Consider the following 24,354-nt stretch of genomic DNA (forward strand, 5'->3'; position numbering starts at 1 on the left):
ACATACCAGAGGCAGGTGTCGGACGCGGTGGGCCGGTCGCCCGGAGACCGACACGTGCACGGAGTGGCGGCAGCGTCGCCGCCGGTCAGGCGGGCCCGAGGGTGTAGTCGACGCCCGGGCGGTCGCCCTTGCCCTTCAACCAGCGTCCCGGCAACTTGCCGGCCAGGTCACCGAGAGGTCCGACGGCGGCGCTGAGAACCCCCACCGTCTCCTGCAGCAGGTCGATGCTGGCGCTCATCCGCTCGAGGTTGGGTGCCAGCGCCGTCAACGTCTCGGACAGCGCCACGATCTGGTCGAGCGGTCCGCCCTCGGCGATGAGGCGTTCGAACGCACCGCCCTCCGACAGCAGCGTGTCGAGGATGCCGTTCTCGGCGAGCGCCCGATCCACGAGTCCGCCCGGAGCGGTGAGCCGCTCGACGGCGCCGTCCTGCGCGGTCAGCCGTTCGAGGGGTCCCTGTTCGGCGGTGAGACGGTCGAGCAGGCCGTCCTTGGCGAGGAGTCGCTCCAGCGTGCCGTCCTCGGCGAGTACCCGATCGAGCGGGCCGTCTTTCGCGAGCACCCGTTCGAGGGGGCCGCCCGGTTCGAGCAGTCGTTCGAGCGTGCCGCCCTCCGCGGTGAGACGGTCGACCGGGCCGCCGGGGGCGAGGAGGCGGTCGAGCGGCCCACCCGGCTGGAGTGCCTGCCCGAGTGGCCTGTCGTTGGCCGCGAGTGAGGACAGTTGGCTGATCACCTGGAGCGGGCTGCCCTGGGTGCTCATGCCCGTGACGACACCGGTCCCGGCGACCGCGGTCCGGACGGTGCCCAGGCTGGCCTCGGCGATTCCGAGACCGACATCGGCGGCCGCGAGACCGACGCGCACCGGGAGGGTCATCAACGACACCAGGTTCATGGGATTACTGTAACCCGCGACACACAAGCATCGAGCGTCTCGCTGCGGTCAGTGCAGAACCTTCAGTCCGACGACGCAGCCGACGATGCCCAGGATCAACAGGATCTTCACCAGCGACGCACTTTCGGCGCCGGTCACCATCGCGTACCCGACGGTCAGTGCCGCGCCGATACCCACCCACACCGCGTACGACGTTCCGGTGGGGAGGCTCCGCATCGCGAAGGCCAGACCGGCCATGCTCAGAATCAACGCGACGCCGAACACGACACTGGGTCCGAGTTTGCCGAAGCCTTCCGACTTGCCGAGCGCGGTCGCCCAGACTGCCTCCAGGATTCCCGACAACACGAGCACGATCCACGCCATGACGAACCTCCGGGCACCGTCTTGTCGCTGGCCGGGTACGGTGCGCTCGTCCGGATGTCGTGTCGACGAAATCCACGGTACCCAACGAGGCGCTCCGCGCCGGTGAGTGGTGAGCGAGTCCACAGACTCGTGGACCGCGCACGATCGCGAATGCGCGCATTATTCCGCACACCGATGCGGCCTCATTTATTGTCGAGCCCGACAGGGAAATTCTGTGCATATACCACGGAAGATAACGAGGCACACCATGATGCTCGGACTGCTTGCCGCAATCAACAGCGCTTTCACCCTCGGACTCGCCAACACGATCGGGACGTTCGGCGGAGTGGTACTCAACCTGAACGTCGTTGCCTGAACTCACCTGCCCGTCAACGCAACTGCACCCCTCACGCAACCCCGCTGCCCGATCGACGGCGGGGTTGCCTCTTGCGTGTCGACCCTCGTTCCCGGCTCCGGAGCGCAACTGTCCCATCCTCGCCCATTCGCCGAGAATTTCACCCTTTTTCGCCGGATGAGAATCGGTGATTTCATTCAAAGTAATTCGCGTGCGCGTGTCGCCACGAATTCTCCGGACTTGACTTAGTGTCATCCGCATCGCGCACGGACAGCGCGCCACCACCCCTTCCCGGGGGCGACGATGGAGGTCATGATGCTCGGACTGCTCGGGGCACTCAACAGCGGTGTCACACTCGGATTGGCCAACACGATCCTGACCTTCGGCGGGGTCGTGTTCAACCTCAACATCGTGGTCAACTGACGAGCGAAGTCCCACCCACACGGGCCGGCGGTACCGGCTCACAGGAATCTCCCAGGAAACCTCGAGCAACGATCCAGCGTCACGAGTGATGATGGGTTGCGTGAATGAGAAGCCTGTCGAAGCCCGCGTCCTCGTCGTCGACGACGAACCGAACATCCTCGAATTGCTCTCCGTGAGTCTCCGATTCCAGGGATTCGAGGTGGCGACGGCGTCGACCGGGGCCGAGGGACTCGACACGGCACGCACCTTCCGTCCGGACGCCGTCATTCTCGACGTCATGATGCCGGGAATGGACGGGTTCGGCCTGCTCAAGCGGTTGCGCGCCGACGGTGTCGACGCACCGGTGCTGTTCCTCACCGCGAAGGATGCCGTGGAGGACAAGATCAGTGGCCTCACCCTCGGCGCGGACGACTACGTCACCAAGCCGTTCAGCCTCGAAGAAGTGGTGACCCGGCTTCGCGTCATCCTGCGGCGGGCAGGCAAGGTGTCGGTGGAGGAGCAGTCCGCCCGCATCAAGTTCGCCGACATCGAACTCGACGACGACACCCGGGAGGTCTGGAAGGCGGGCGACCTGGTGTCGCTGTCTCCGACGGAGTTCACGCTGCTGCGGTACTTCATGGTCAACGCGGGCACGGTGCTGAGCAAGCCGCGGATCCTCGACCACGTCTGGAATTACGACTTCGGCGGTGAGGTCGGGGTCGTCGAGTCGTACGTGTCCTACCTCCGCCGGAAGGTCGACACAGGTGAGACGCCGCTGATCCACACCCTCCGCGGAGTCGGCTACGTGATGCGCGAACCGCGGCGATGACCGCGCCCGCGACTCGCCGGGAGTCGGCCGCGGCGGCACCCCCTGCCGCTCCGAACAGGCCTGCGCGACGGTGGATTCGCTCGATGCCGCTCCGGTTCACGCTCGTCGGAGCGGTGCTCCTCCTCGCCGCGCTCGGGCTACTCGCGTCGGGTGTCGCGGTGACGTCCGCGCTCGAGAATTCCCTCACCAGCCGGGTAGACCGTCAACTGCACGACGCGGCCCAGGGGTGGGCGAAGCCCCACGGGGCCCGTCCGCTGCCGCCGCCGGACGAACCGAATCCCGGTCGCCCCCCGAGCCCGTTCTACGTCCGGACGACACTGCCCAACGGCACCGTGCTCCGGGAGATCAACGACGAAGACGTGTCGCCCGCGCTGCCCGACCATCCCGCGACCGTGCCGGTGACGGTCGGCTCGGCCGACGGCTCCGACGTGCGGTGGCGGGTGCTGACCACCACTGCGCCGGACGGAATCGAGACGACGGTCGCGATGACGCTCACCGAGAACGACGAAACCGTGAACCGGCTGATCGTGCTGCAACTCATCATCGGCGTGGTGGTGCTGATCGTCCTCGGGGTGGTCGCCTACTTCGTCGTCCGGCGCAGCCTGCGTCCCCTCGTCGAAGTGGAGGAGACGGCCGCGGCGATCGCGTCGGGGGACTTGCACCGGCGCGTCCCGGAACGGGACGACCGTACCGAGATCGGACGACTGTCCGTGGCGCTCAACGGAATGCTCGCCCAGATCCAGCACGCGTTCGCCGCCACCGAAGCGTCGGAGGAGTCGGCGCGGCGCTCGGAGGAGAAGATGCGCCGGTTCGTCGCGGACGCGAGCCACGAGCTGCGCACCCCGCTCACCACCATCCGCGGTTTCGCCGAGCTGTATCGGCAGGGTGCGATGACCGACACGGAAACCCTGATGAGCCGCATCGAGGGGGAGGCGTCGCGGATGGGCCTCCTGGTGGAGGATCTGCTGATGCTTGCCCGGCTCGATGCCCAGCGCCCCCTCGAGACCCGGCCCGTCGACCTGCTGTCGGTCGTATCGGACGCCGTGCACGGCGCGCGTGCCGTCGCCCCAGATCGGTCGATCGCGCTCGACATCCTGCCCGGACCGGGAACCCCCGAGGTGATCGGTGACGAGGCCCGGCTGCGGCAGGTCCTCGGCAACCTGCTCGCCAACGCCGTCAAGCACACGCCCGCGACCGCGGACGTGACGGTACGGCTCAGCACCACCGAGCAGAGCGTCGTGCTCGAGGTGGCCGACACCGGTCCGGGCCTCAGCGAGCAGGACGCGGCCCGGGTGTTCGAGAGGTTCTACCGCACCGACGCGTCCCGGACCCGCGAGAGCGGCGGCAGCGGACTCGGGTTGTCCATCGTGTCCGCCCTCGTGGCGGCCCACCGCGGGTCGGTGACGGTCGACAGCCGGCCCGGCGAGGGCGCCACGTTCCGCGTGGAGCTGCCCCGGTCGAGTTAGGGGTCAGTCGGGGACGTTGTCCCCGTGGCCGAGTTCGCGCAGCGCCGCCTTGAGCTTCGCCTGCGCCTCCTCGAGCGACTCCTGGGACGGGTTCTGCTCGGCGTTGCTGATGTTGAAATCGCCGAGGTCGTAGGCGGGGAACACGTGCAGGTGCAGGTGCGGCACCTCGAGGCCGGCGATGAGCAGCCCCGCCCGCGGTGCGTCGAATGCCGGCCGGACGGCCTGCCCGACGATCCGGGCGACGTCCATGACCTTGTTCCAGATCACGCCGTCGACGTCCTGCCACTGGTCCACCTCCTCGCGAGGTACGACGAGCGTGTGGCCCTGCGTGACGGGGGCGATCGTGAGGAACGCGACGACGTCCTCGTCCTCCCACACGAACCGTCCGGGCAGATCTCCGTTGATGATGGCGCTGAATACAGATCCCATGGCCGCCATTATGCGGCTTCGCCGCTCCTGAGTGCTTATCAACCTTCCGCCGTCAAGAAGCACTCACGGGCGCGAAGCGCACAGGAAACTCCCAGCCTCCGTCCAGAGTGGTCGGAGCGTACGGGCCGAATCTTGGACTCATGACGACGAACTCCCTCTCCCGCGCACCGGGCGCCATGAGACGAATCGAGATTTCCGAGACCTCGCCCGTGCTCGACGTTGTCGTGCCGGTCTACAACGAGGAAGCCGGTCTCGAACGTTGCGTGCGCCGGCTGCGGCGGCACCTCGACGAGAACGTTCCCTACTCCGCCCGCATCACCATCGCCGACAATGCCAGCGTCGACGCCACCCTCGCGGTGGCGGACCGGCTGGCCGAGGAGATCGACGGCGTCCGCGTCGTGCACCTCGACGAGAAGGGCCGTGGCCGCGCCCTGCGCGCGGTGTGGAGCACGTCCGACGCCGAGGTGGTCGCGTACATGGACGTCGACCTGTCGACGGACCTCAACGCCCTGATGCCGCTGATCGCCCCGCTGCTGTCGGGGCATTCGGACATCGCGATCGGCTCCCGCCTCGCCCGCTCGTCGCGGGTGGTCCGCGGTCCGAAGCGCGAATTCATCTCCCGCAGCTACAACCTCATCCTCCGCAGCGCGCTGCACGCGCGGTTCTCGGACGCGCAGTGCGGGTTCAAGGCGATGCGCGCCGACGTCGCCCAGCGGCTCCTGCCGCTGGTCGAGGACACCGGGTGGTTCTTCGACACCGAGTTGCTGGTGCTGGCGGAGCGGGCCGGCCTGCGGATCCACGAGGTACCGGTCGACTGGGTGGACGACCCGGACAGCCGCGTCGACATCGTCGCGACCGCGGTCGCCGACCTCAAGGGTGTGTGGCGGGTGGGCCGCGCGCTGTCGACCGGTTCGCTGCCGATCGGCAGCCTGCGCGACAGCTTCGGTCGCGAGCCGCTGGTGCCCGGGGTTCCCCGCGGCATGGTCGGGCAGCTGGCCCGGTTCGCGGTGATCGGCGTGGCGTCCACCGTGGCGTACGCGCTGCTGTATCTGATCCTGCATCCGGTTCTGGGCGCGCAGTGGGCCAACGCCGTCTCGCTGCTCGTCACCGCCGTCCTGAACACGGCCGCGAACCGGGCGTTCACGTTCGGTGTGCGCGGATCCGAAGGCGCTGCCCGCCATCAACTGCAGGGCCTGTTCGTGTTCGCCTTCGGACTGTTGCTCACCAGCGGTTCGCTGTTCGTCCTGCACTCGGCGGCCCCGGACGCGTCGAAGCACGTCGAACTCGCCGTGCTCGTCCTGGCCAATCTCGTCGCCACCATCAGCCGTTTCATAGCCCTGCGCTGGGTGTTCCGGAACGCTCGTCCCGAAGGAGTTCACGCATGACCACGACCCTCGAAGAACCGAAGGTCGAATCGCCGCCACCGCCTCCCACGCGGAGGCGGTGGGAGCCGTGGGCGCTCGGCGCGCTCCTGGCGGGGACCGCGGTGGCGTACATCTGGGGGCTCGGCGCCTCCGGCTGGGCCAACTCGTTCTACGCCGCGGCGGTCCAGGCGGGATCGGTGTCGTGGAAGGCGTTCTTCTTCGGGTCGTCCGATGCCGCCAACTCCATCACCGTCGACAAGCCGCCGATGTCGCTGTGGCTGATGTCGCTGTCGGTCCGGATCTTCGGGCTCAGTTCCTGGGCCATGCTCGTGCCGCAGGCGCTGCTCGGCGTCGGGTCCGTCGCCCTGCTGTATGCCACGGTCAAGCGGTGGTTCGGCGCCCCGGCCGGTCTGCTGGCGGGACTGGTGCTCGCGCTGACGCCGATCGCCGTGCTGATGTTCCGGTTCAACAACCCCGACGCCCTGCTGGTGCTCCTGATGATCGCCGCCGTGTGGGCGATGCTGCGGGCCGTGGAGGACGGGCGCACCCGCTGGATGGTGCTGACCGGCGTGTTCGTCGGTTTGGGCTTTCTGACCAAGCAGCTTCAGGTGATGCTCGTCGTCCCGCCGCTGGCCCTGACCTATCTCGTCGCGGGACCGCCGAAGTTCGGCAAACGCCTCGCCCAGTGCTTCGCCGCGCTCGGCGCGATGATCGTCTCCGCCGGATGGTGGTTGCTGACCGTCGAACTGTGGCCGGCGTCGTCTCGGCCCTGGATCGGCGGTTCGCAGAACAACTCGATCCTCGAACTCACGCTGGGCTACAACGGTCTCGGCCGGTTGAACGGTGAGGAAACCGGCAGCGTCACGCCCGGCGGCAATCGGGGAGACGCCGCGGCGGCGATGGTTGGAGCAGGCGACGCCGCGACGGGCGGGGGCATGGCCGCGGGCGGACCCGGCGGCGGCATGCCCGCGGGCGGACCCGGCGGCGGTGGCGGAATGTGGGGAAGCACCGGCATCACGCGCATGTTCGAGTCGGCTCAGGGCGGTCAGATCGCGTGGCTGATCCCGGCCGCACTGATCCTGCTCGTCGCCGGTCTGGCGTTGCGCGGCAGGGCTCCCCGGGTGGACACCCAGCGTGCATCGTTCCTCGTGTGGGGCCTGTGGCTGCTCGTCACCGGCCTGACGTTCAGTTTCATGGCGGGCATCTTCCACGCGTACTACACCGTGGCACTCGCACCGGCCGTGGCCGCTCTGGTGGCGATCGGTTCGGTCACACTGTGGCGACGGCGCGACGCCTCGTGGGTGCGTGCGGTTCTCGCCGTGACGCTCCTGACCACCGCGGTAATGTCCTGGGTTCTGCTCGGCCGCAGCGCGTCGTTCGTGCCGTGGCTGAAGTGGGCGGTGGTCGTCGTCGGCATTCTCGCCGCGGTGGCTGTGCTGATCCCGGCGTCGACCCGCGGCCGGATCGCGGCGGTCGTCGTACTGGCCGCGCTGTTCACCGGACTCGCCGGACCGACGGCGTACGCCGTGAACACCATCGCGACGCCGCACACCGGCTCGATCGTCTCGGCGGGACCCACCGTCGAAGGCGGGCGCGGAGGCTTCGGCGGCATGGGTGGCCCCGGCGGCATGGACGGCGCCGGACGCATGGGCCGCACGGACGGCGCGGCAGGCGCGACGATGCCCGCCATGCCGGGCGGTGCGGCGGCAGGTGCCACCGACGGTATGGGCGGCTTCGGTGGCGGCGCTGCCGGGGGACTTCTCTCCGGCAGCAACCCCGGCACGGAACTGGTGTCGCTGCTGGAGCAGAATTCCGGCAACTACACCTGGGTGGCCGCGGCCATCGGATCCAACAGTGCGTCCGGCTACCAGCTGGCCACCGAGGATCCGGTGATGCCGATCGGCGGGTTCAACGGCAGCGATCCGTCACCGACCCTCGAGCAGTTCCAGCAGTACGTGGCCGACGGTCGGATCCACTACTTCATCTCCGGCGGCCGAGGCGGCGGAATGGGTGGCGACGGTACCGCGTCGGAGATTTCCACCTGGGTGGAGGCGAATTTCACCGCCGTCACCGTCGACGGAGTGACGCTGTACGACCTCACGTCCTGATCGAAACCGGCTGTGCGCGCTTGCCGACCGTTCGCGGTCGGCAAGCGCGCACAGCTGTTTCAGTAGGCGAACGAGATTTCGGGCGTGCGGCAGATGAGCAGTCTTCGCACGAGACCCGACTCGTCGAGTTGCGCCGAGGTGTTGAACGAGGCCTCGAATTCGCCGTTCCGGGTGGTGCGTCCCAGAGCCAGCTCGACGTCTCCTACCCGGGCACCCGCCAGGACCTCGTGTACCAGCACGCTCTTCTCGCGTTGTTGCAGGTATCCGACGAGGCCCGCCCGATCGCCGACGAACTCGGCGGCATTGCCGCCCCCGGTGGAGAATTGGATCGACATCCGGAAATCGTCGGCGATCATGCCCAGGACGCGGTCGGGATCGTCGGAATCCATGATCGCGAACCACGCGACCAGTGTGGGGGTCGGTGACGTCTCCCGGCCCAGGTCAGTCGCGTGTGTCATGTGCCAACTCCCGTGTGAGAATGCTGAATTCCGTGTCGAAGGACACCTCGTAGGCGTCGATGGCGCCGTCGGCGTCGAGGTGCATGGCGGCGAGGAAGTAGCCGGTCGTCGTCGTCTCGTTTTCGACGACGGAGCCGTACGCGAACTGGACGTCGCCCGCGCTGCTCGTGCGGAGTAGCACGTGCCGTCGATCGACCGGGGGTCGTCCCCGCAGGTAGCTGAGCATGTCGGCGCGGCTGTGGCCGCGACGGACGGTACCGGGGAGGACGATCGCGAACTGGATCTGCTCGTCGAGCAAGGCCACCGCGTCGTCGATCCGGCCGCTGTCGAGGATCGCGTAGTACTGCTCGATCACGAGTGCATCGGTCATGAAATGAACTTAGTTCAACACCGGTGGGTCTGTCGAGAGTCCTTGCCGTCTTGGGTTCTGCGAAACTAAACTGAACTCACGTCAATTTCAAGGAGAGTTCAATGCCGTCCTCCCATTCCCGCCCCTGGCCCGAGACCGAACCCTTGGCGATGACTCCCGTCGCCGAGCACGACGACATCCGGGACGTACTTCGCCGGTTGCTCGACCGGCATTCGACGCTCGAGGACAGTCGCGTCGCCGCCGAATCCGAGATCGGGTATTCCGCCGAGTTGTGGTCGCTGCTCGTCAAGGAGATGAACGTCGCCGCGCTGGCGGTGCCCGAGGATCGCGGCGGGCTGGGGTACGGCGTGGTCGAACTCGGGATCGTCCTGGAGGAGTGCGGCCGCGCCCTGGTCAGCGAACCCGTGCTCACGTCCGCGACACTGGGAGTCCACGCCCTGCTCGCGGCCGAGCGGTCGCACCGGGCCGAGGAACTGCTCGATCGAGTGGTCCAGGGCGAACTCGTCGCCACGGTCACCGCCCTGAGCGCACAGACCGACTTCGTCGACGCCACCCGGGTCGGTGACCGATGGTCGGTGTCCGGTCGGGCAACGAATGTCGTGCAGGGCGGCGCGGCCGATGTGGTCGTGCTACTCGCGCAGTCCGACGAGGGGCCCGGTCTCTATGCGATCGATCTGCGGGCCGCGTCGGTGCGGAGAGCGGAACTTCCGGTGGTCGATCCCAGTCGACGGCAGGCGAATCTGCTCTTCGACGACGCGGAGGCGGTACGTCTCGTCGGACCCGGCGACGCACCGCGCACGGTCGAAGCGTTGCACAGCCTCGCGGTGATCGGGTTGGCCTGTGAACATGTCGGGATGATCGAGCGATTACTCGACAGCACAGTGGAATACACCATGCAGCGCCGTCAGTTCGGCCGGGCGATCGGATCGTTCCAGGCCGTCAAGCATCGACTGGCGAACACTCTCGTCGAGCTCGAGAAGGCCCGATCGGCGGCGCGGTATGCCGCGGCCGTGTTCTCGGAAGATCCTGGCGCCGCGGCCCTTCCGGCCGCTGTCGCGGGCGCGGTCTGCACCGAGGCCGTGATTGCCACCGCGTCGGAAGCCGTGCAATTGCACGGGGGAGTCGGCTTCACCTGGGAACATGCGGCGCATTCCTACGTGCGTCGCGCGCTCGGCGACGAACCGCTGCTGGGGGATTCGCGGGCGCACCGCAGTCGTATCGCGGATCTCGTCGGACTGTGACACCGGGCCGCCTGCCGGCGGCCGAAAAACGAAAACTCTTTCCCCCGCTATTGACGGGCTCCCCTCGACCCAGTAGAACTGAAGTGAATCCAGTTCAGTTTCATTTTCCCGAAAGGACACCGACATGGTGGACACCGACCACATCGTGCTCGAGAAGGACGGCGACGTCGCCCGTGTGTGGCTCAACCGCCCGCACAAGAAGAATGCGGTCACCGTCGAACTGCTGCACCGCCTCGACGAGATCATCGTGGAGGTCGACAGCGACCCCAACCTGAAGGTCCTGGTCCTGCGTGGGCGTGAGGGCACCTTCTGCTCGGGGTTCGACCTCGACGAACTGCGGGAGAAGTACGTCGGCTCCACCACCGCGATGGACGTCGCGGTGCTGTCGGCCCGGGTGTGCGACCGCCTGTACTCGATGAACACCCCGTCCGTCGCGGTCCTCGAAGGCTTCGTCACCGCAGGCGGATTCGAGCTGATGATCTCGTGCGACTTCGCGATTGCCGCCGAGGACGCCCGGATCGGCGACTTCCACATCCGGCGTGCGCTGTTCGGTGGTGCGGGCCCGATCTACCGCCTGCCCCGCATGATCGGCGTGCGCAAGACCAAGGAGCTCATGCTCACCGGCAAGCTTCTCACCGGCAAGGAGGCCGAGGCCTTCGACCTGATCAACGCGTCGGCGCCGGCCGACGATCTGGACAAGCTCCTCGCCGAATTCATCGCACCGATCGTCGACAAGAGCCCGTTCATGATGAAGCTCACCAAGATGTGCATCGACCGCGGTCTCGACGCGGACATCCAGTCGCTCATGGTGATGGAGCACCTCGCCGTCGGCAACGCGCTGCAGTCGGAGGACGCGCGAGAAGGCGTGAACGCGTTCCTCGAAAAGCGTGAACCGAAGTGGGTCGGTCGCTGATCCGACCGCGACGACGAATCCCGAGGAGAGGATGAGGATGGGCGAGACACACACCGCGCCGGCGCTCGACGCACGCCGCTGCTCGGACTGCGGGGCGGTCGCGTTCCCGGCCACCCGCGTGTGCTCGAGGTGTGCCGGAACGTCGATGGCGCCGTTCACGGTGAGTGCACGCGGAACGGTCTGGGCGTACACCGTTCAGCGGTTCGCCCCGAAATCCCCGCCGTATGTTCCGCCGCCGGACGGGTTCTCGCCGTTCGCCGTCGGATACGTCGAACTCCCCGAGGGAATCAGGATCGAAGCCGTGCTCGAATGCCACGACTTCGCCGAGCTGGACGGTGGGGCGCCGGTGACCTTGGTCGCCACGGCACCGGTGCCCCGGTTCGCCACCGACGCGTATCTGAAGGAGACCCGCTGATGTCCACCGTGTCGATCATCGGGGCCGGACTCTCGAAATTCGGACGTCAGCCCGACACGACGGGTCGCGGGCTCGCCCTGGACGCGATCGCGTCCGCCCTGGCCGACGCCGGCATCGCGTGGACCGATGTTCAGGTCGCGTTCGGTGGCAGCGACGGTTCCGGGCTTGCCGACACCCTGGTGTCCGAACTCGGACTCACCGGGATCCCGTTCACCAATGTCAAGAACGGGTGCGCGACCGGCGGTAGCGCGCTGGTGTCGGCCGTCAACGCCATCCGTGCGGGCGCCGCCGACATCGCACTCGCGGTCGGTTTCGACAAACATCCGCGCGGCGCGTTCGATCCCGCACCGGAGGATTGGGGTCTGCCCGTCGGCTACGGCGAGGCAGGTCTCATGGTCACCACACAGTTCTTCGGCATCAAGATCGCGCGGTACATGCGCGAACACGGGATCACCGCGCCCACATTGGCCGCCGTGGCGGAGAAGGCGTATCGCAACGGGTCCCTGAACCCGAACGCCTGGCGGCGTGAACCCCTCTCCGCTGCGGCGATCGCCGCCGCGGACATGGTCAACGACCCCCTGACCCGGTACATGTTCTGCTCACCCGGCGAGGGCGGTGCGGCCGTCGTCGTGGCGAGCGAGGCCGCCGTCCGGCGACTCGGCGGAAGACCTGTGCAACTGCGGGGCATTGCGGCCGGCACCCGCCGGTTCGGCTCCTTCGAAGTGTTCGGCCCGGCAATTCAGGGTGAGGGAACCCCACCCAGCGTGAGCACGTCCGTCGCAACCGCGGCATTCGAGCAGGCCGGCCTCGGCCCGTCCGACGTGGACGTGGCACAACTCCAGGACACGGAGAGCGGTGCCGAGATCATGCACCTGGCCGAATGCGGATTCTGCGAGCACGGCGAACAGGAAAAGCTCATCGCGGCAGGCGAAACGGAGATCGGCGGACGGATCCCGATCAACACCGACGGTGGCTGCATCGCGAACGGGGAACCGATCGGCGCGTCCGGTCTCCGGCAGATACACGAGATCGTCACGCAGTTGCGCGGGGAGGCCGGTGCCCGCCAGGTCCCCGGAAACCCGCGCATCGGATTCACCCACGTCTACGGTGCCCCCGGGATCAGTGCCTGCACCGTCCTGTCAGTCTGAGGAAGAGCCATGAATCAAGCAACGATGCCCGGCCTGGACCAGTTCGTGGACGACGCGCGGGCGTGGCTGAGGACGGTCGCCGAGCCGCGTACCCAGATCAAGTGGGGAGTGGGACCCGACTCGGTCGCCGTCTTCGAGAATTGGACCGCGGAGCAGGAGCGCGAAGAGACCGACCACATCCGCGCATACGAGCAGGCGAAGTTCGACGCCGGCTGGGGCTCGATGAACTGGTCGGCCGAATATGGTGGACGCGACCTGCCGATGTCCTATGTGCTCGCCTTCCGGCGAGAGGAGAACGCGTTCGACGTCCCCCGCCGAACCGAAATGTTCTCGGTCACTCAGCAACTGGTCGCACCCGCCATTGCGCAGTGGGGAACACCGGAGCAGCGCGAGCGGTACGTGCGGGCGATGCTCCGCACCGACATCATTGCCTGCCAGCTGTTTTCCGAAACCGAAGCCGGATCCGACCTGGCGGCGGTCCGCACGAGGGCCGTCGAACGCGACGGCCGGTGGACGATCACCGGACACAAGGTCTGGACGTCCGGCGCGCGGGTCGCCGACGTGGGCGTCGCGGTGTGCCGCACCGACCCGGATGCACCCAAACACGCAGGCCTCACCGTCTTCCTGATCCCGATGGACGCCCCCGGGGTCACCGTCCGGCCGATCCGCCAGATGACCGGGGGCAGTTCCTTCAACGAGGTCTACCTCGACGGCGTCGAACTGTCGGACGACTACCGGCTGGGTCCGGTGGGCCAAGGGTGGCCGGTCGCGTTGACCGTGCTGGCGGCCGAGCGGCTCGACGCCGGGAATCTCGGCCTGGCCAACGCGGATCAGGCGATCGAACTCGCCCGGCACCTTGGCCGTGAACTGTCCGAGATCGAGCGCGACAAGGTCGCAGATCTCGTGACGCGCAGCTACGTCCAGCGGGTGACCGGAATGCGGGTGGCCGCGGCCGTGGTCGCCGACAAGGACCCGGGCCCGGAGGCCTCGGTAGGCAAGTTGCTCGCCACCGACACCATGGCACGAACCTCGGAGGTCGTCCGGCTGTTGCTGGGTCGCGATCTGATCGCCGACTCGGGCGAGTGGGGAACGTTCGCGTGGACCGAGCACGTGCTCGGCGCGCCCGGATACCGCATCGCCGGCGGCACCGACGAGATCCAGCGCAACATCCTCGCCGAGCGTGTGCTCGGCCTGCCGAGGGAGCCCCGCCCGTGACTGCAACGATCACCCTCGACGACCGTGTGGCGCGGCGGCTGCGCGAGCAGAACCCGGGACTGGACGTCGGCCCGCTCGAGCCGTTGCTCGGAGGGCACTCCGGGCTGACCTACAAAGTCCGGACCGGCGACGGCGACCTCGTCGTCAAGGCGGTACCCGAGGGCCAACGTCCCATCGGCCGGCACGACATGCTGCGCCAGGCGCGGATCATGGACACGCTCCGAACGACGGAGGTTCCGGTGCCCCGCATCGTCGCCGTCGACGAGAGCGGGCCCGCATGGTTCGCGATGGAGTGCGTGGCCGGGGAGTCACTCGAGCCGGTGCTCGACACACCCCCGGTCGAGCCGGCGGTCGCGGCCGCGCGGATGCGCCGGGCCGCCGCGGTGCTGCCACTGCTGCACGCGGTGCCTGTCGACACCATCCCGGCCGCCGGAGATCCGTTGTCGCCGGGCGCGGAGTTGGCGCGATGGCAACGCACCCTGGACGCCGTTCCCCCCGAACTCGTGGGCGGGGGCGACGAACTGCTGCGTCTCCTCGCCGCCGATCTCCCCGAAGCGCTGTCGCCGACGCTGGTGCACGGCGACTACCGGCTCGGCAACATCCTCGCGCAGGACACGGAGCCGGCGGCACTGATCGACTGGGAGATCTGGAGCCTCGGTGATCCGCGGGTCGAGCTGGGCTGGTTCCTGGTCTTCGCCGACGGCGCGAACTTTCCGGGAGTGGGGCGCGTGGTGCCGGGCCTCCCGTCCGAGGACGAACTGATCGCCCTCTACACCGGGGACGGCCCGGAACTGCGGGACATGAATTGGTTCAACGCACTCGGCCGTCTCAAGATGGCGGCCATCATGGGTCACAACCTGCGCAGGCACCGGGAGGGCCGCCACCACGACCCCGATCAGGAACGGCTGCCCGACACCATCTCCCAGCTCATCCGCGGTGGCACCGCGCTACTCGCCTGATCAGAAAGGACGACACGTGGACTTCGAATACTCCGCACGCACCGAGCGACTGCTCGAACAGCTGCGCACCTTCATGGACGAACACGTCTATCCGGCCGAGGCCGTGTACGACGAGCAGATCAGCTCCAACGACAACCCGCACGAGCAGCCGAAGGTCATGCTGGACCTGCAGGCGAAGGCACGCGAACTCGGATTGTGGAACCTCTTCATGACTCACGGCGAGTGGGGTGCCGGGCTCACCAACCTCGAGTACGCGCCGCTCGCCGAGATGGTCGGACGCTCGGTGATCGGCAACGAGGCGATCAACTGCTCGGCACCCGACACCGGCAACATGGAAATTCTCGCCATGTACGGCACCCCGCAGCAGCAGGCACGCTGGCTCCGGCCGCTCCTCGACTGCACGATCAGGTCGGCGTTCGCGATGACGGAGCCGGACGTCGCGAGTTCCGACGCCACCAACATCACCTCGACCATCCGCCGCGAGGGTGACGAGTACGTCCTCAACGGCCGGAAGTGGTACACCTCGGGCATTCTCGACCCCGACTGCAAGCTCGTCATCTTCATGGGCAAGTCCGACCCAGACGCTCCGACGTACCGGCAGCAGAGCATGATCCTGGTGCCCGCGGACGCCCCCGGCGTCGAGGTGCTCCGCGATCTGCCCATGTTCGGTTACCGGGACCGGCTCGGCCACGGCGAGGTCCAGTTCACGGATGTGCGGGTGCCGGCCGACCACATGCTCGGCGCCGAGGGCGACGGATTCGCGATCGCCCAGGGCCGGCTCGGGCCGGGACGCATGCACTACGCGATGCGGGCGATCGGCATGGCCGAACGCGCCCTCGAACTGATGTGCCGACGAGTCCTGCAGCGCAACGCATTCGGTGGTCCACTCGCCGACCGCGGCGTGGTACGCGAGTGGATCGCGCGGAGCCGGATGGAGATCGACCAGATCCGGCTGCTCGTCCTGAAGGCGTCGTGGCTGATGGACACCCGCGGCAACGCCGCCGCCCGCTCGGAAGTCGCCGCGATCAAGGTGGCCGCCATGGAGATCGCTCATCGGGTGGTCGACCACGCCGTCCAGGCGCACGGCGCCGCCGGGGTGAGTGACGACACGATCCTGGCCCGGCTGTACGCGATCACCCGGGCGTTGCAGATCGCCGACGGCCCGAACGAAGTCCACCTGCGCACGATCGCGCGCCTCGAACTGAAGAAGTACGCATGACCACGACACAGGAATTGACGGGCAAGGTCGCACTCGTCACGGGGGCCACCCGCGGGCTCGGCTACGCCATCGCGAGTGGGCTGGCCGCCGCCGGAGCCACCGTGATCGTGTCGAGCCGCAAGGAGGATGCGTGCGTCGCCGCGGCCGAGGCGATCGCCCGGGACACCGGCGGGATCGCCGAACCGCTCGCCCTGCACGTCGGGAAGTGGGACGCGATCGAAACCGCGGTCGACCACATCGTCACCCGATTCGGGAAGCTCGACGTCGTCGTGAACAACGCTGGAATCGCGCCCCTGTCACCGACATTGGAGTCGGTGTCCGAGTCGCTGTTCGACAAGACCATCGAAGTGAACCTCAAGGGCCCGTTCCGGCTGATGGCGGTGGCCGGCGCCAGGATGAGCGCGGCCGGAGGCGGATCGATCATCAACATCTCGAGCATCGGTGCGCTGCGGCCCAGCCCGCCCGAGGCGATGTACGCGGCGTCGAAGAACGGTCTCAACGCGCTGACGATGGCGTTCGCGCAGGAATACGCGCCCACGGTGCGGGTCAACTGCATCATGCCGGGCGGATTCGCGACCGACATGGCGGCCGACTGGGACGACGAGTTCGTCGGCAAGATCGTCGACCGGCTCCCCGCCGGGCGGCTGGGGCATCCGGATGAAATCGCGGGCCTCGTCGTGCATCTGGCCGGGGACCGCGCCGGCTACACCACGGGCGCCGTGATCCCGGTCGACGGCGGACGCACCGCCGTCTACTGACGCGCGTGCCACGAACAGGAGTAGGAGCAACCACATGCACGTACCCGAGCTGTTCCAGCTGAACGGTCGCGTCGCTGTCGTCACGGGTGCGTCGTCCGGGCTGGGAATGGGGTTCGCGCGGACGCTGGCCTCGGCCGGCGCCACGGTCTTCGCGGCCGCCCGCCGGGTCGATCGGCTCGCGGCGCTGGCCGAGGAAGTCGACACCGTGGTCCCCGTCGAATGCGACATCACCGTCGACGCCGACCGCCGCCGGCTGGTCGACCGCGCCCGCGAGCGGACCGGCCGCGTCGACGTCCTGGTCAACAATGCCGGTACGCCCGGACCTCCGAATGCGGAGGACGAAACCGCCGACGGGTTCTCGTCGATTCTCGATGTGAACCTGGCCGCGGGCTTCCACCTCGCCACGTACGCCACGTCGTCCGTTCCGGAGGACGCGGCGACGTCGATCATCAACATCTCCTCGGTGATCGGGTTGGTGTCCACGGCCCCCATCGGCGGTGCGAGTTACGCGGCGTCGAAGGCGGGCATCCTCGGTCTGACCCGCGAGCTGGCGGGTCAGTGGGGCAGGCGGGGCGTCCGTGTCAACGCCGTCGTGCCGGGATGGTTCGATACCGAAATGACCGACGGACTGTTCAGCAATCAGCGTTCAGCCGACTGGGTGCGCCGCAACACGATGCTCGGCCGCGGCGGCCGGGCGGGTGAAGTGGACGGTGCCGTGCTGTTCCTCGCGTCGGACGCGTCGTCGTACGTCACCGGACAGACGCTCGTCGTCGACGGCGGCTGGACGGCCAGGTAGGCGGCAGGACGATGACCATCGACACGATGCGCGCCGTGCGCATGACCGCCTGGGGTGAACCCGCGCAGGTCCTGCGCGTGCGCGTCCCCGAACCACAGGGCGCCGAACTGCTGATCGAGGTCCGGGCGGCCGGACTCTGCCGATCCGACCTGCATGTCATGGACGCCCCCGCGGGCGTCTTCGACTACCCGCTCCCGCTCACGCTCGGGCACGAGGTGGCCGGAACCGTCGTCGGCGCGGGCCCCGACGCCGACAGTTCGTGGATCGGCCAGTCCGTGGTGGTCCACGGCGTCTGGTCCTGCGGGCAATGCCGCAACTGCAGGCGAGGCAGGGAGAATTACTGCCACGACCTGCGCCCGCGGGCGGACGGCCTGCTTCCGGCCATCGGCAGCGGTCTCGGCTACGACGGCGGTCTGGCCGACGCCATGATCGTTCCCTCGGAGCGGTTCGTGGTGCGCACCCGGGGGCTCGCTCCCGAGAGTGCCGCCCCGCTCGCCGACGCCGCCCTGACGGCGTACCACGCGATTCGCACGAACCGGGATCTGGTCGACAGTCACTCCGTCGTCGTGGTGGTCGGTGTCGGGGGACTGGGCCATCTCGCCGTCCAGATCCTGCGCGCTCTCGGCGCCGGCACGGTCGTCGCGGTCGATCCGCGGGAGGGCTCGCGTGACCTCGCCCGCCGGCTCGGGGCGGATCGCGCGGTCCCGGAGGTTGCCGACGTGGCGAGAGCCGATGCCGACGTGGTGTTCGATTTCGTCGGCTCGCCGGCCACGATGGACTCGGCCGCGCAGTTGCTCGGTCCGGGTGGCCGGCTGGTCACGGTGGGCAGCGGGGGAGGCCGGCTCACGGTCGGCAAGAACCTCGGACTACCCAACGGCTGGCAGGTCAGCGCCCCGTTCTGGGGAACGCGCGCGGATCTCGAGGCGGTGGTCGACCTCGCGCATCGAGGGCAGTTGAGCGTCGAGTCGGCCGCATACCGATTGGACGACGCCCTCGACGTCTACGACCGCCTGCGCCGCGGAGCGATCACCGGGCGCGCCGTCCTCGTGCCGTGACCGGCGAAGCCGGCGCGATCCGGCACGTGATGACTGAGAATGACAATGGTTCGGTTAACAGGAGGTCTGCGGGATGTGGGAGTTGGCTCGCGAATTCGTTGCTCGCGCACAGAGTTCGCCGGATGAGATTGCGGTCGTCGACGCCGCGGGCGAGTACACCGCCTCGGGCATCGCGGCGGCGGCGATCGAACTCGCCGCACTGCTGGACGCGGGCCCCGGCGGATCGCCCACCGTGCTCGTGCAGGCGGACAACAGCTGGCGGACACTGACCGCGACACTCGCGGTGGGTCTGCGGGGCGGCGTCGTCGCAGTGTTCAGCAGGCATGCGACGCCGTCGGAGTTCGCCGTGGCCCTGCACGACATCGCACCCGACGTGGTGATCGCAGACCAGGAGTCGCTGGCGCACTGGGGTGCATCGGACGAGCAATTCTCGGAAGAGGCGACCGCGCTGGCCGGCTGGGCTGTGCGCTGGTCGCGATCACCGGTCAGCGACGTCGCACGGTGGAACGGTGGGGTCGCGATCGCGATGACGTCCGGGTCGACGGGACATCCCAAGTGCGTGGTGCAGTCGGAACCGGCGATCCGGTACGCCTGCCGGTGCACGATCGACGCGGTCGGTCTCGAACCCGGAGATCCGGTCGCCGCGTTCGTTCCGCTCTCGTCGGTGGCCGCGTTCTGCTTCGGGCTGTATCTCCCGGCGATGCTGGCCGCACCGATGGTCTGCATGGACGGCTGGAAGCCCTCCGCCGCCCTCGAGGTGGTGAGGAAACACCGGGTTGCGTGGACGATGCTCGTCCCGACCATGGCGCTGCAACTGGCGGTCGCGCCGGACGCGGCGGGAGCGCTGACGTCGCTGCGAGCGATGACCGTCGGCGGCGGCCCGATGGACGCCGGCGCGCTCGGTCGCGCCGAACAGACCCTCGGGACGACGTTCCTGCGGGTGTTCGGCATGTCCGAATGCCTCGGGCACACCACCCCGCTGCCCTCGGACGAGCCGGCCGTGCGCCTGGGGCGGGACGGTCGTCCCTTCCCCGGGACCGTCGTCCGAGCGGTCGACGAACACGGCGCTCCGCTGCCGCCGGGGCGGGTCGGCGATGCTCAGGTCAGCGGACCCTCCCTCTTCGTCGGGTATGCCCGAGCCGGGGTCCCCGCACCGCCCGAACTCACCGCGGACGGGTTCCTGCCCACCGGCGACCTCGTCGAAGTCGCGGAGGACGGGAGCATCCGGGTCATGGGGCGGCAGAAGCAGATCATCATTCGCGGGGGCCGCAACATCGACATCAACGAGGTCGAGGCGGCCATCGCGCGCATCCCGACGGTGTCCCAGGTGTGTGTGGTCCCGGTGCCGGACGAACTACTCGGTGAACGCGCCGCAGCCCTGGTCGTGAGCACCGGTGCACCGATCACCCTCGCCGAGGTGACCGCGCACCTCGGGGACGACGAGTTCCCGAAGTTCAAGTGGCCGGAGTTCGTCTTCACGATCGACGATCTGCCGCAGAACCGGGTCGGGAAGCTGTCTCGACCGGATGCGGTGAGTCTCGCAACACGCCTGCTCGCCGGCACCGCCAGCCCCTGAAGTCAACCCGACCCGACCTCAGTTCAGGTAGTCTTTCCGGTACCGACCCGACAACAGATGGATGGGGATCCCGTGTCCGTAGAAGCCATGACGCTCCGCGATGGTCCGCGTTCCAAGCGCGGGCTCATTCTCACGGCCGCAATCGAACGCTTCGGGGAAGTGGGCTTCGAGCACACGAAGTGGGCGTCGATCGCCGGCGAGGTCGGCATCGGCCAGACCGCGCTCTACCACTACTTCGAGTCCAAGGCGCACTGCCTGCTGACGATCATGCGTCTGGAGTTGGCGGAGTCGCTCGAACGCTTCACGGCCGCCATCGAGGGCATCGACGACCCGGTGGAGGCGCTGAGCGCCGCCGTCAGCAGCGCGCTGGAGGCGACCCCTCGGGACGCCCTGCAGCGTCGCATCCTCCAGAGCCACATGGATCTGCTGGCCACGCCCCGTCAGTCCGAGAAGGAAGAAGCCGAGCGTCAGACCTCACGCGCGCTGGTGAATTCGATCGAAGAGGCATGGTCTCTTCTCATCGCGAAGGGGATGGGTGCCGGGGCCTTCGCCGACGCCGATCCACGATTGATGGCCCGACTCGTCCTCGGACTCGTCGTCAGCGTGTGGCGTTGGTATCGCCCCGACGGCGACATGAGCGTCGACCAGCTCAACAGGCAGGTTCGCGACGCCACCCTGCGTATCGTTCGCGCATAATCTGCGGCGCTCGTGGGGCGGTTTTCGCGCACCGTCAGTAATTGAACCTAATTCATGTCAGCAATGGAGTAGTGATGTACAACTTGATCGTCCTGGCCTCCCGTCCGCACGACTGGAGCCACGAGCAGTTCATCCAGTGGTGGCGCGGCGAGCACGCCGAGGTCACCTATCCGCTCCCCGGCCTGCGGAGATGGCAGCACACCGAAGTGCTCGACGCGATGGACGACCGGTCCCGGGAGTGGGACGGCGTGTCGATCCTGAGCTTCGACTCCCGCGAGGACCTCGACGCCGCGCTCGCCAGCCCGCAATGGCAAGCGGCAGTCGACAACGTCGGCCAGATGCGCGGAAAGCGAATCCTCGTCATGGGCGAGGAGAAGACGATGGTCGAAGTGGGCAGCGGCGAATCATGAGGGCAGGGTGGATGGAGCCGGGCTGCTACGAGGTGGCGCCCGGTGTCCATCGCATTCCCCTCCACATGCCGAACGACGGTCTCGGAGCCGTAAACGTCTACGCCCTCGAGACTCCGGACGGCCTGGCCCTCGTCGACGGCGGCTGGCGAGTCGACACCACCTTCGAGGAGATGGAGCGCGCACTGCGCCGGATCGGCCGCGGCACCGAGGAGATTCACGACATCTACGTCACCCACGTGCACCGCGATCACTACACGTTCGCCGTCGAACTCCGCCGCCGTCACGGTGCACGCGTCCACCTCGGTGTCGCCGAGGCCGACGGACTGGCGGCGGTCAGTGCGCTCGGCAGCAATGTGCCGACGGATTCGCTCCACGAACTCCGCCGCGCCGGGGCCCCCGTCCTGGCGGACACCGTCGAGGCCCTGACCGCGGCGGAGCCGTTCCACCCCTCGGACTGGGAAGCGCCCGATCGCTGGCTCGCCGCGGGTCCGCTGCGGATCGGGGAGCACACGCTCGACGTCGTGCACACGCCCGGCCACACCAAGGGGCACATGGTGTTTCACGACACGCAGCGGGGACTGCTCTTCAGCGGTGACCACGTCCTGCCCTCGATCACGCCGTCGATCGGCTTCGAACTCGGCGAGTGGGACCTGCCCCTGGGGCGCTACCTCGATTCGCTGTCCCGCTTGCTCGACCGTCCCGACTCGCGACTGCTGCCGGCGCACGGAGATCCGACGCCCAGCGTTCATCGCCGGGTCGAGGAACTTCTCGCGCACCACGACGGGCGCTTCGCCGCCATGCGCACCGCGCTGGCGTCGCTGGGGCCGGTGACCGCGACGGCGGTGGCGGAGGCCGTCACGTGGACCCGCCGGGAACGGCCGTTCGCCACACTGGACCCGTTCAACCGGATGATCGCCACCTGCGAGACTCTCGCGCACCTCGACACCCTGGTCGACCGAGGCCAGATCACCGTTCGCCGCCGAGACGGCCGCGACGTCTTCTCCGCTGCCTGAGCGGCATCCGGGCAGCGATCGGCCGTTCGAACATCCGGCGGTCCGCAACTTCGATGGAAGGATTCCCGTGCAGAGTCGTGAGCTGAAACTGGCGCGTCATCCCCAGGGGAAAGTTCGATCGGAAGACTTCTCTCTCGAGGTGGTGACGGTTCCGGAAGAACTGGGTCCCGGCGACATTCTCGTGCGCAACTCGTGGCTGTCGATCGACCCGTCCGTCCGGATGCGTCTCGGGCCCACCGGACCCGCCGGCTATCTACCGCCGTTCCGGCTCGGGGACACGCTGGCCGGGTTGGCCGTCGGCGAGGTGATCCGGTCCCGGGCGGGCAGTTTCGAACCGGGCGACACGGTGCTGCACATCAACGGCTTTCGTGAGTTCGCCGTGATCCGGGAGGATAGTGAAACCCTGGCAGGGGCCGGCGGAGTGACAAAACTGGACACGAGCGAGCATCCGCCGCAGTCGTATCTCGGCGCGCTGGGAAGTTCCGGGCTCACCGCCTATGTGGGACTGCACTGCATCGGTGAACTCACGGCCGGAGACGTCGTCTGGATCTCGTCGGCGGCGGGAGCAGTCGGTAGCATCGCTGCGCAGATTGCCCGGCTCAGAGGTCATTACGTGGTCGGCAGTACGGGATCCGCCGATAAGGTCCGGTTCCTGTCGGAGAAACTACGCCTCGACGCCGCGTTCGATTACCACACCCTGGATCTCACCGACGCACTCGTCGGCGCGGCGCCCGACGGCATCGATCTGTACTTCGACAACGTCGGCGGAACGCATCTCCAGGCCGCCCTGTACAACCTTCGGCGGGGAGGCCGAGTTGCCATGGCGGGCGCCGTCGCGTCCTATGAGAGGGAGGCGACGGGCCCGGACAACCTCTTTCAGATCGTGGCAAAGAACCTCACGGTGAAGGGCTTCCGGGCCGGTGCCTACGACCATCTGCTCGGCGACATGCGTGCCGAGGTCGGGAGCTACCTCCGCGACGGTCGGCTCGTTGCCGCGGAAACTGTGTTCGACGGTCTCGAGTCGGCGCCGGACGCCATCGTCGCGATGCTGGGCGGCCGCACCGTGGGGAAGACGCTGTGCCGCCTGGGATGACGACGCCGTCTGACACAGAAACATGGCCTCCGCATTGCGCGGAGGCCATGTTCGTCTGCCCGGCTCAGGCCGCCGTCCACCCACCGTCCGCGTAGATCTCCGAACCGGTGACGAAGCTGGAGTCGTCGCCCGCGAGGAATGCCACCGCGGCCGCGATTTCCTCACCGCGCCCGAGCCGTCCCATCGGCGTCCCCGCGAGCATCTCGCGATGACGCTCGCTCCCTTCCCAGCGCTCGAGCAGCGGGGCCGTGCCGATGAACCCCGGGTGCAGCGAATTGACCCGCACGCCCGCTTTCGCCCAGTGCAGTGCGGCGTTCTTGGTCATCGTGCGGACGGCGCCTTTCGCGGCCGCGTAGGCGACGCTGTTTCCCAGACCGCCCACGGTGCCCAGAATCGAGCACATGTTCACGATCGAACCGCCGCCGCTGCGCCCGATCAGGGGGCCGCCATGTTTCATGCCGAGCCACGTGCCGGTCTGGCCGACCCCGATCACGTGATCCCACCGTGCACGGGTTTCGTCCTCGGCCGTGGCGACGCTGCCGATGGCGGCGTTGTTGATCAGGGCGTGGAGTGCGCCGAACGACGTTTCGGTTGCGGCGAACACCGCCTCCCACTGGTCCTCGGAGGCGACGTCCAGGGCATGTGCGGCATGTCGCTCGGGCCGGGCGAGAGTGCGCAGCAGGTCGTGGCAGGCAGATTCGTCGAGATCGGTCGCGACGACGTGAGCGCCCTCGTCGGCGAGTCTGCGGACTATCTCGACGCCGATTCCACCGGTCGCACCCGTCACCACGACGACCTTGTCCTTGAGTCGGTCAGGGCCGACAGTCATCTTGAC

25 protein-coding genes and 1 riboswitch are annotated in these 24,354 nt (G+C 68.3%); of the genes, 19 read left to right on the top strand and 6 right to left on the bottom strand.

Annotated elements, in window-relative coordinates:
* Positions 1–85 precede the first annotated feature (85 nt).
* Both H0B43_RS23730 and H0B43_RS23735 read right to left on the bottom strand, forming a co-directional pair.
* Positions 86–889: an ABC transporter gene (locus H0B43_RS23730; protein ID WP_185725709.1), complete on the bottom strand. Its 804-nt coding sequence runs from the start codon at positions 887–889 to the stop codon at positions 86–88.
* A gap of 48 nt (positions 890–937) precedes the next feature.
* Positions 938–1,252, bottom strand: a complete 315-nt coding sequence (locus H0B43_RS23735; protein WP_185725708.1) for a multidrug efflux SMR transporter — start codon at positions 1,250–1,252, stop codon at positions 938–940.
* Between the two features lie 10 nt (positions 1,253–1,262).
* A riboswitch (guanidine-III (ykkC-III) riboswitch) is annotated at positions 1,263–1,324 on the bottom strand.
* A 776-nt stretch (positions 1,325–2,100) separates the two neighbouring features.
* Here H0B43_RS23735 and H0B43_RS23740 point away from each other — a divergent pair.
* Together H0B43_RS23740 and H0B43_RS23745 are read left to right on the top strand one after the other, a co-directional pair.
* On the top strand, positions 2,101–2,817 hold the full coding sequence (locus tag H0B43_RS23740; RefSeq protein ID WP_005561510.1) for a response regulator transcription factor: 717 nt from the start codon (positions 2,101–2,103) through the stop codon (positions 2,815–2,817).
* A gap of 83 nt (positions 2,818–2,900) precedes the next feature.
* Complete coding sequence (locus H0B43_RS23745) at positions 2,901–4,283, top strand: cell wall metabolism sensor histidine kinase WalK (protein ID WP_185725707.1); 1,383 nt, start codon at positions 2,901–2,903, stop codon at positions 4,281–4,283.
* 3 nt (positions 4,284–4,286) lie between these two features.
* On the opposite strand, the gene H0B43_RS23750 is transcribed toward H0B43_RS23745, so the two are convergent.
* Positions 4,287–4,712, bottom strand: coding sequence for an HIT family protein (locus H0B43_RS23750; protein WP_185725706.1), 426 nt, complete (start codon positions 4,710–4,712; stop codon positions 4,287–4,289).
* A gap of 140 nt (positions 4,713–4,852) precedes the next feature.
* On the opposite strand from H0B43_RS23750, the gene H0B43_RS23755 reads away from it, so the two are divergent.
* On the top strand, positions 4,853–6,097 hold the full coding sequence (locus tag H0B43_RS23755) for a bifunctional glycosyltransferase family 2/GtrA family protein (RefSeq protein ID WP_185725705.1): 1,245 nt from the start codon (positions 4,853–4,855) through the stop codon (positions 6,095–6,097).
* A complete protein-coding gene (locus H0B43_RS23760; RefSeq protein ID WP_185725704.1) occupies positions 6,094–8,184 on the top strand; it encodes a glycosyltransferase family 39 protein in 2,091 nt (696 codons plus the stop codon). Before H0B43_RS23755 ends, H0B43_RS23760 begins: the two co-directional genes overlap by 4 nt.
* Before the next feature lie 59 nt (positions 8,185–8,243).
* On the opposite strand, the gene H0B43_RS23765 is transcribed toward H0B43_RS23760, so the two are convergent.
* Positions 8,244–8,642, bottom strand: a complete 399-nt coding sequence (locus tag H0B43_RS23765; RefSeq protein ID WP_185725703.1) for a hypothetical protein — start codon at positions 8,640–8,642, stop codon at positions 8,244–8,246.
* Positions 8,626–9,012 carry a hypothetical protein gene (locus H0B43_RS23770; RefSeq protein ID WP_185725702.1) on the bottom strand — a complete coding sequence of 129 codons (387 nt, stop codon included), beginning with the start codon at positions 9,010–9,012 and terminating at the stop codon, positions 8,626–8,628. Before H0B43_RS23770 ends, H0B43_RS23765 begins: the two co-directional genes overlap by 17 nt.
* A gap of 101 nt (positions 9,013–9,113) precedes the next feature.
* Here H0B43_RS23770 and H0B43_RS23775 point away from each other — a divergent pair, with 101 nt between their 5' ends.
* The 15 genes from H0B43_RS23775 to H0B43_RS23845 all read left to right on the top strand — a co-directional run bounded on the left by H0B43_RS23775 (position 9,114) and on the right by H0B43_RS23845 (position 23,519).
* Positions 9,114–10,253: an acyl-CoA dehydrogenase family protein gene (locus H0B43_RS23775; protein ID WP_185725701.1), complete on the top strand. Its 1,140-nt coding sequence runs from the start codon at positions 9,114–9,116 to the stop codon at positions 10,251–10,253.
* 124 nt (positions 10,254–10,377) lie between these two features.
* Positions 10,378–11,166, top strand: a complete 789-nt coding sequence (locus tag H0B43_RS23780) for an enoyl-CoA hydratase/isomerase family protein (protein WP_015888600.1) — start codon at positions 10,378–10,380, stop codon at positions 11,164–11,166.
* A 37-nt stretch (positions 11,167–11,203) separates the two neighbouring features.
* The gene (locus tag H0B43_RS23785) at positions 11,204–11,581 is read left to right on the top strand and encodes a Zn-ribbon domain-containing OB-fold protein (protein ID WP_185725700.1); all 378 of its coding nucleotides are present in this window, start codon (positions 11,204–11,206) and stop codon (positions 11,579–11,581) included.
* Positions 11,581–12,729, top strand: coding sequence for a thiolase family protein (locus H0B43_RS23790; RefSeq protein WP_185725699.1), 1,149 nt, complete (start codon positions 11,581–11,583; stop codon positions 12,727–12,729). Before H0B43_RS23785 ends, H0B43_RS23790 begins: the two co-directional genes overlap by 1 nt.
* Positions 12,730–12,738: 9 nt before the next feature.
* Entirely contained in the window at positions 12,739–13,944 is a 1,206-nt protein-coding gene (locus tag H0B43_RS23795) for an acyl-CoA dehydrogenase family protein (protein WP_252189717.1), read from the top strand.
* Positions 13,941–14,903 (top strand): phosphotransferase family protein, encoded by a 963-nt coding sequence (locus tag H0B43_RS23800; RefSeq protein WP_185725698.1) that lies wholly within the window; start codon positions 13,941–13,943, stop codon positions 14,901–14,903. The genes H0B43_RS23795 and H0B43_RS23800 overlap by 4 nt, the downstream gene beginning before the upstream one ends.
* Positions 14,904–14,919: 16 nt before the next feature.
* Positions 14,920–16,122, top strand: coding sequence for an acyl-CoA dehydrogenase family protein (locus tag H0B43_RS23805; protein ID WP_185725697.1), 1,203 nt, complete (start codon positions 14,920–14,922; stop codon positions 16,120–16,122).
* Positions 16,119–16,880: an SDR family NAD(P)-dependent oxidoreductase gene (locus H0B43_RS23810; protein ID WP_185725696.1), complete on the top strand. Its 762-nt coding sequence runs from the start codon at positions 16,119–16,121 to the stop codon at positions 16,878–16,880. The genes H0B43_RS23805 and H0B43_RS23810 overlap by 4 nt, the downstream gene beginning before the upstream one ends.
* Positions 16,881–16,914: 34 nt before the next feature.
* Positions 16,915–17,676: an SDR family NAD(P)-dependent oxidoreductase gene (locus H0B43_RS23815; protein ID WP_185725695.1), complete on the top strand. Its 762-nt coding sequence runs from the start codon at positions 16,915–16,917 to the stop codon at positions 17,674–17,676.
* Between the two features lie 11 nt (positions 17,677–17,687).
* Positions 17,688–18,731 (top strand): NAD(P)-dependent alcohol dehydrogenase, encoded by a 1,044-nt coding sequence (locus tag H0B43_RS23820; RefSeq protein ID WP_185725694.1) that lies wholly within the window; start codon positions 17,688–17,690, stop codon positions 18,729–18,731.
* A 73-nt stretch (positions 18,732–18,804) separates the two neighbouring features.
* Complete coding sequence (locus tag H0B43_RS23825) at positions 18,805–20,307, top strand: class I adenylate-forming enzyme family protein (protein ID WP_185725693.1); 1,503 nt, start codon at positions 18,805–18,807, stop codon at positions 20,305–20,307.
* An 87-nt stretch (positions 20,308–20,394) separates the two neighbouring features.
* Complete coding sequence (locus tag H0B43_RS23830; RefSeq protein WP_185729817.1) at positions 20,395–21,003, top strand: TetR/AcrR family transcriptional regulator; 609 nt, start codon at positions 20,395–20,397, stop codon at positions 21,001–21,003.
* A gap of 74 nt (positions 21,004–21,077) precedes the next feature.
* Positions 21,078–21,413, top strand: a complete 336-nt coding sequence (locus tag H0B43_RS23835) for an EthD family reductase (protein ID WP_185725692.1) — start codon at positions 21,078–21,080, stop codon at positions 21,411–21,413.
* Positions 21,410–22,426 carry an MBL fold metallo-hydrolase gene (locus H0B43_RS23840; RefSeq protein WP_397517450.1) on the top strand — a complete coding sequence of 339 codons (1,017 nt, stop codon included), beginning with the start codon at positions 21,410–21,412 and terminating at the stop codon, positions 22,424–22,426. The genes H0B43_RS23835 and H0B43_RS23840 overlap by 4 nt, the downstream gene beginning before the upstream one ends.
* 67 nt (positions 22,427–22,493) lie before the next feature.
* The gene (locus tag H0B43_RS23845) at positions 22,494–23,519 is read left to right on the top strand and encodes an NADP-dependent oxidoreductase (RefSeq protein WP_185725691.1); all 1,026 of its coding nucleotides are present in this window, start codon (positions 22,494–22,496) and stop codon (positions 23,517–23,519) included.
* 64 nt (positions 23,520–23,583) lie between these two features.
* Here the strand turns inward: H0B43_RS23845 and H0B43_RS23850 are convergent, their stop codons facing one another.
* Entirely contained in the window at positions 23,584–24,348 is a 765-nt protein-coding gene (locus H0B43_RS23850) for an SDR family NAD(P)-dependent oxidoreductase (RefSeq protein WP_185725690.1), read from the bottom strand.
* Positions 24,349–24,354 lie beyond the last annotated feature (6 nt).

It is taken from the genome of Rhodococcus sp. 4CII (assembly GCF_014256275.1).
Classification (GTDB): Bacteria; Actinomycetota; Actinomycetes; order Mycobacteriales; family Mycobacteriaceae; genus Rhodococcus_F; species Rhodococcus_F wratislaviensis_A.

Bases quoted from the DNA above. Each gene is read 5' to 3' on its own strand.
- H0B43_RS23730 (WP_185725709.1), bottom strand. From the start codon at position 889: ATGAACCTGGTGTCGTTGATGACCCTCCCGGTGCGCGTCGGTCTCGCG.
- H0B43_RS23735 (WP_185725708.1), bottom strand. From the start codon at position 1,252: ATGGCGTGGATCGTGCTCGTGTTGTCGGGAATCCTGGAGGCAGTCTGG.
- H0B43_RS23740 (WP_005561510.1), top strand. From the start codon at position 2,101: ATGGGTTGCGTGAATGAGAAGCCTGTCGAAGCCCGCGTCCTCGTCGTC.
- H0B43_RS23745 (WP_185725707.1), top strand. From the start codon at position 2,901: ATGCCGCTCCGGTTCACGCTCGTCGGAGCGGTGCTCCTCCTCGCCGCG.
- H0B43_RS23750 (WP_185725706.1), bottom strand. From the start codon at position 4,712: ATGGGATCTGTATTCAGCGCCATCATCAACGGAGATCTGCCCGGACGG.
- H0B43_RS23755 (WP_185725705.1), top strand. From the start codon at position 4,853: ATGACGACGAACTCCCTCTCCCGCGCACCGGGCGCCATGAGACGAATC.
- H0B43_RS23760 (WP_185725704.1), top strand. From the start codon at position 6,094: ATGACCACGACCCTCGAAGAACCGAAGGTCGAATCGCCGCCACCGCCT.
- H0B43_RS23765 (WP_185725703.1), bottom strand. From the start codon at position 8,642: ATGACACACGCGACTGACCTGGGCCGGGAGACGTCACCGACCCCCACA.
- H0B43_RS23770 (WP_185725702.1), bottom strand. From the start codon at position 9,012: ATGACCGATGCACTCGTGATCGAGCAGTACTACGCGATCCTCGACAGC.
- H0B43_RS23775 (WP_185725701.1), top strand. From the start codon at position 9,114: ATGCCGTCCTCCCATTCCCGCCCCTGGCCCGAGACCGAACCCTTGGCG.
- H0B43_RS23780 (WP_015888600.1), top strand. From the start codon at position 10,378: ATGGTGGACACCGACCACATCGTGCTCGAGAAGGACGGCGACGTCGCC.
- H0B43_RS23785 (WP_185725700.1), top strand. From the start codon at position 11,204: ATGGGCGAGACACACACCGCGCCGGCGCTCGACGCACGCCGCTGCTCG.
- H0B43_RS23790 (WP_185725699.1), top strand. From the start codon at position 11,581: ATGTCCACCGTGTCGATCATCGGGGCCGGACTCTCGAAATTCGGACGT.
- H0B43_RS23795 (WP_252189717.1), top strand. From the start codon at position 12,739: ATGAATCAAGCAACGATGCCCGGCCTGGACCAGTTCGTGGACGACGCG.
- H0B43_RS23810 (WP_185725696.1), top strand. From the start codon at position 16,119: ATGACCACGACACAGGAATTGACGGGCAAGGTCGCACTCGTCACGGGG.
- H0B43_RS23815 (WP_185725695.1), top strand. From the start codon at position 16,915: ATGCACGTACCCGAGCTGTTCCAGCTGAACGGTCGCGTCGCTGTCGTC.
- H0B43_RS23820 (WP_185725694.1), top strand. From the start codon at position 17,688: ATGACCATCGACACGATGCGCGCCGTGCGCATGACCGCCTGGGGTGAA.
- H0B43_RS23825 (WP_185725693.1), top strand. From the start codon at position 18,805: ATGTGGGAGTTGGCTCGCGAATTCGTTGCTCGCGCACAGAGTTCGCCG.
- H0B43_RS23830 (WP_185729817.1), top strand. From the start codon at position 20,395: ATGACGCTCCGCGATGGTCCGCGTTCCAAGCGCGGGCTCATTCTCACG.
- H0B43_RS23835 (WP_185725692.1), top strand. From the start codon at position 21,078: ATGTACAACTTGATCGTCCTGGCCTCCCGTCCGCACGACTGGAGCCAC.
- H0B43_RS23840 (WP_397517450.1), top strand. From the start codon at position 21,410: ATGAGGGCAGGGTGGATGGAGCCGGGCTGCTACGAGGTGGCGCCCGGT.
- H0B43_RS23850 (WP_185725690.1), bottom strand. From the start codon at position 24,348: ATGACTGTCGGCCCTGACCGACTCAAGGACAAGGTCGTCGTGGTGACG.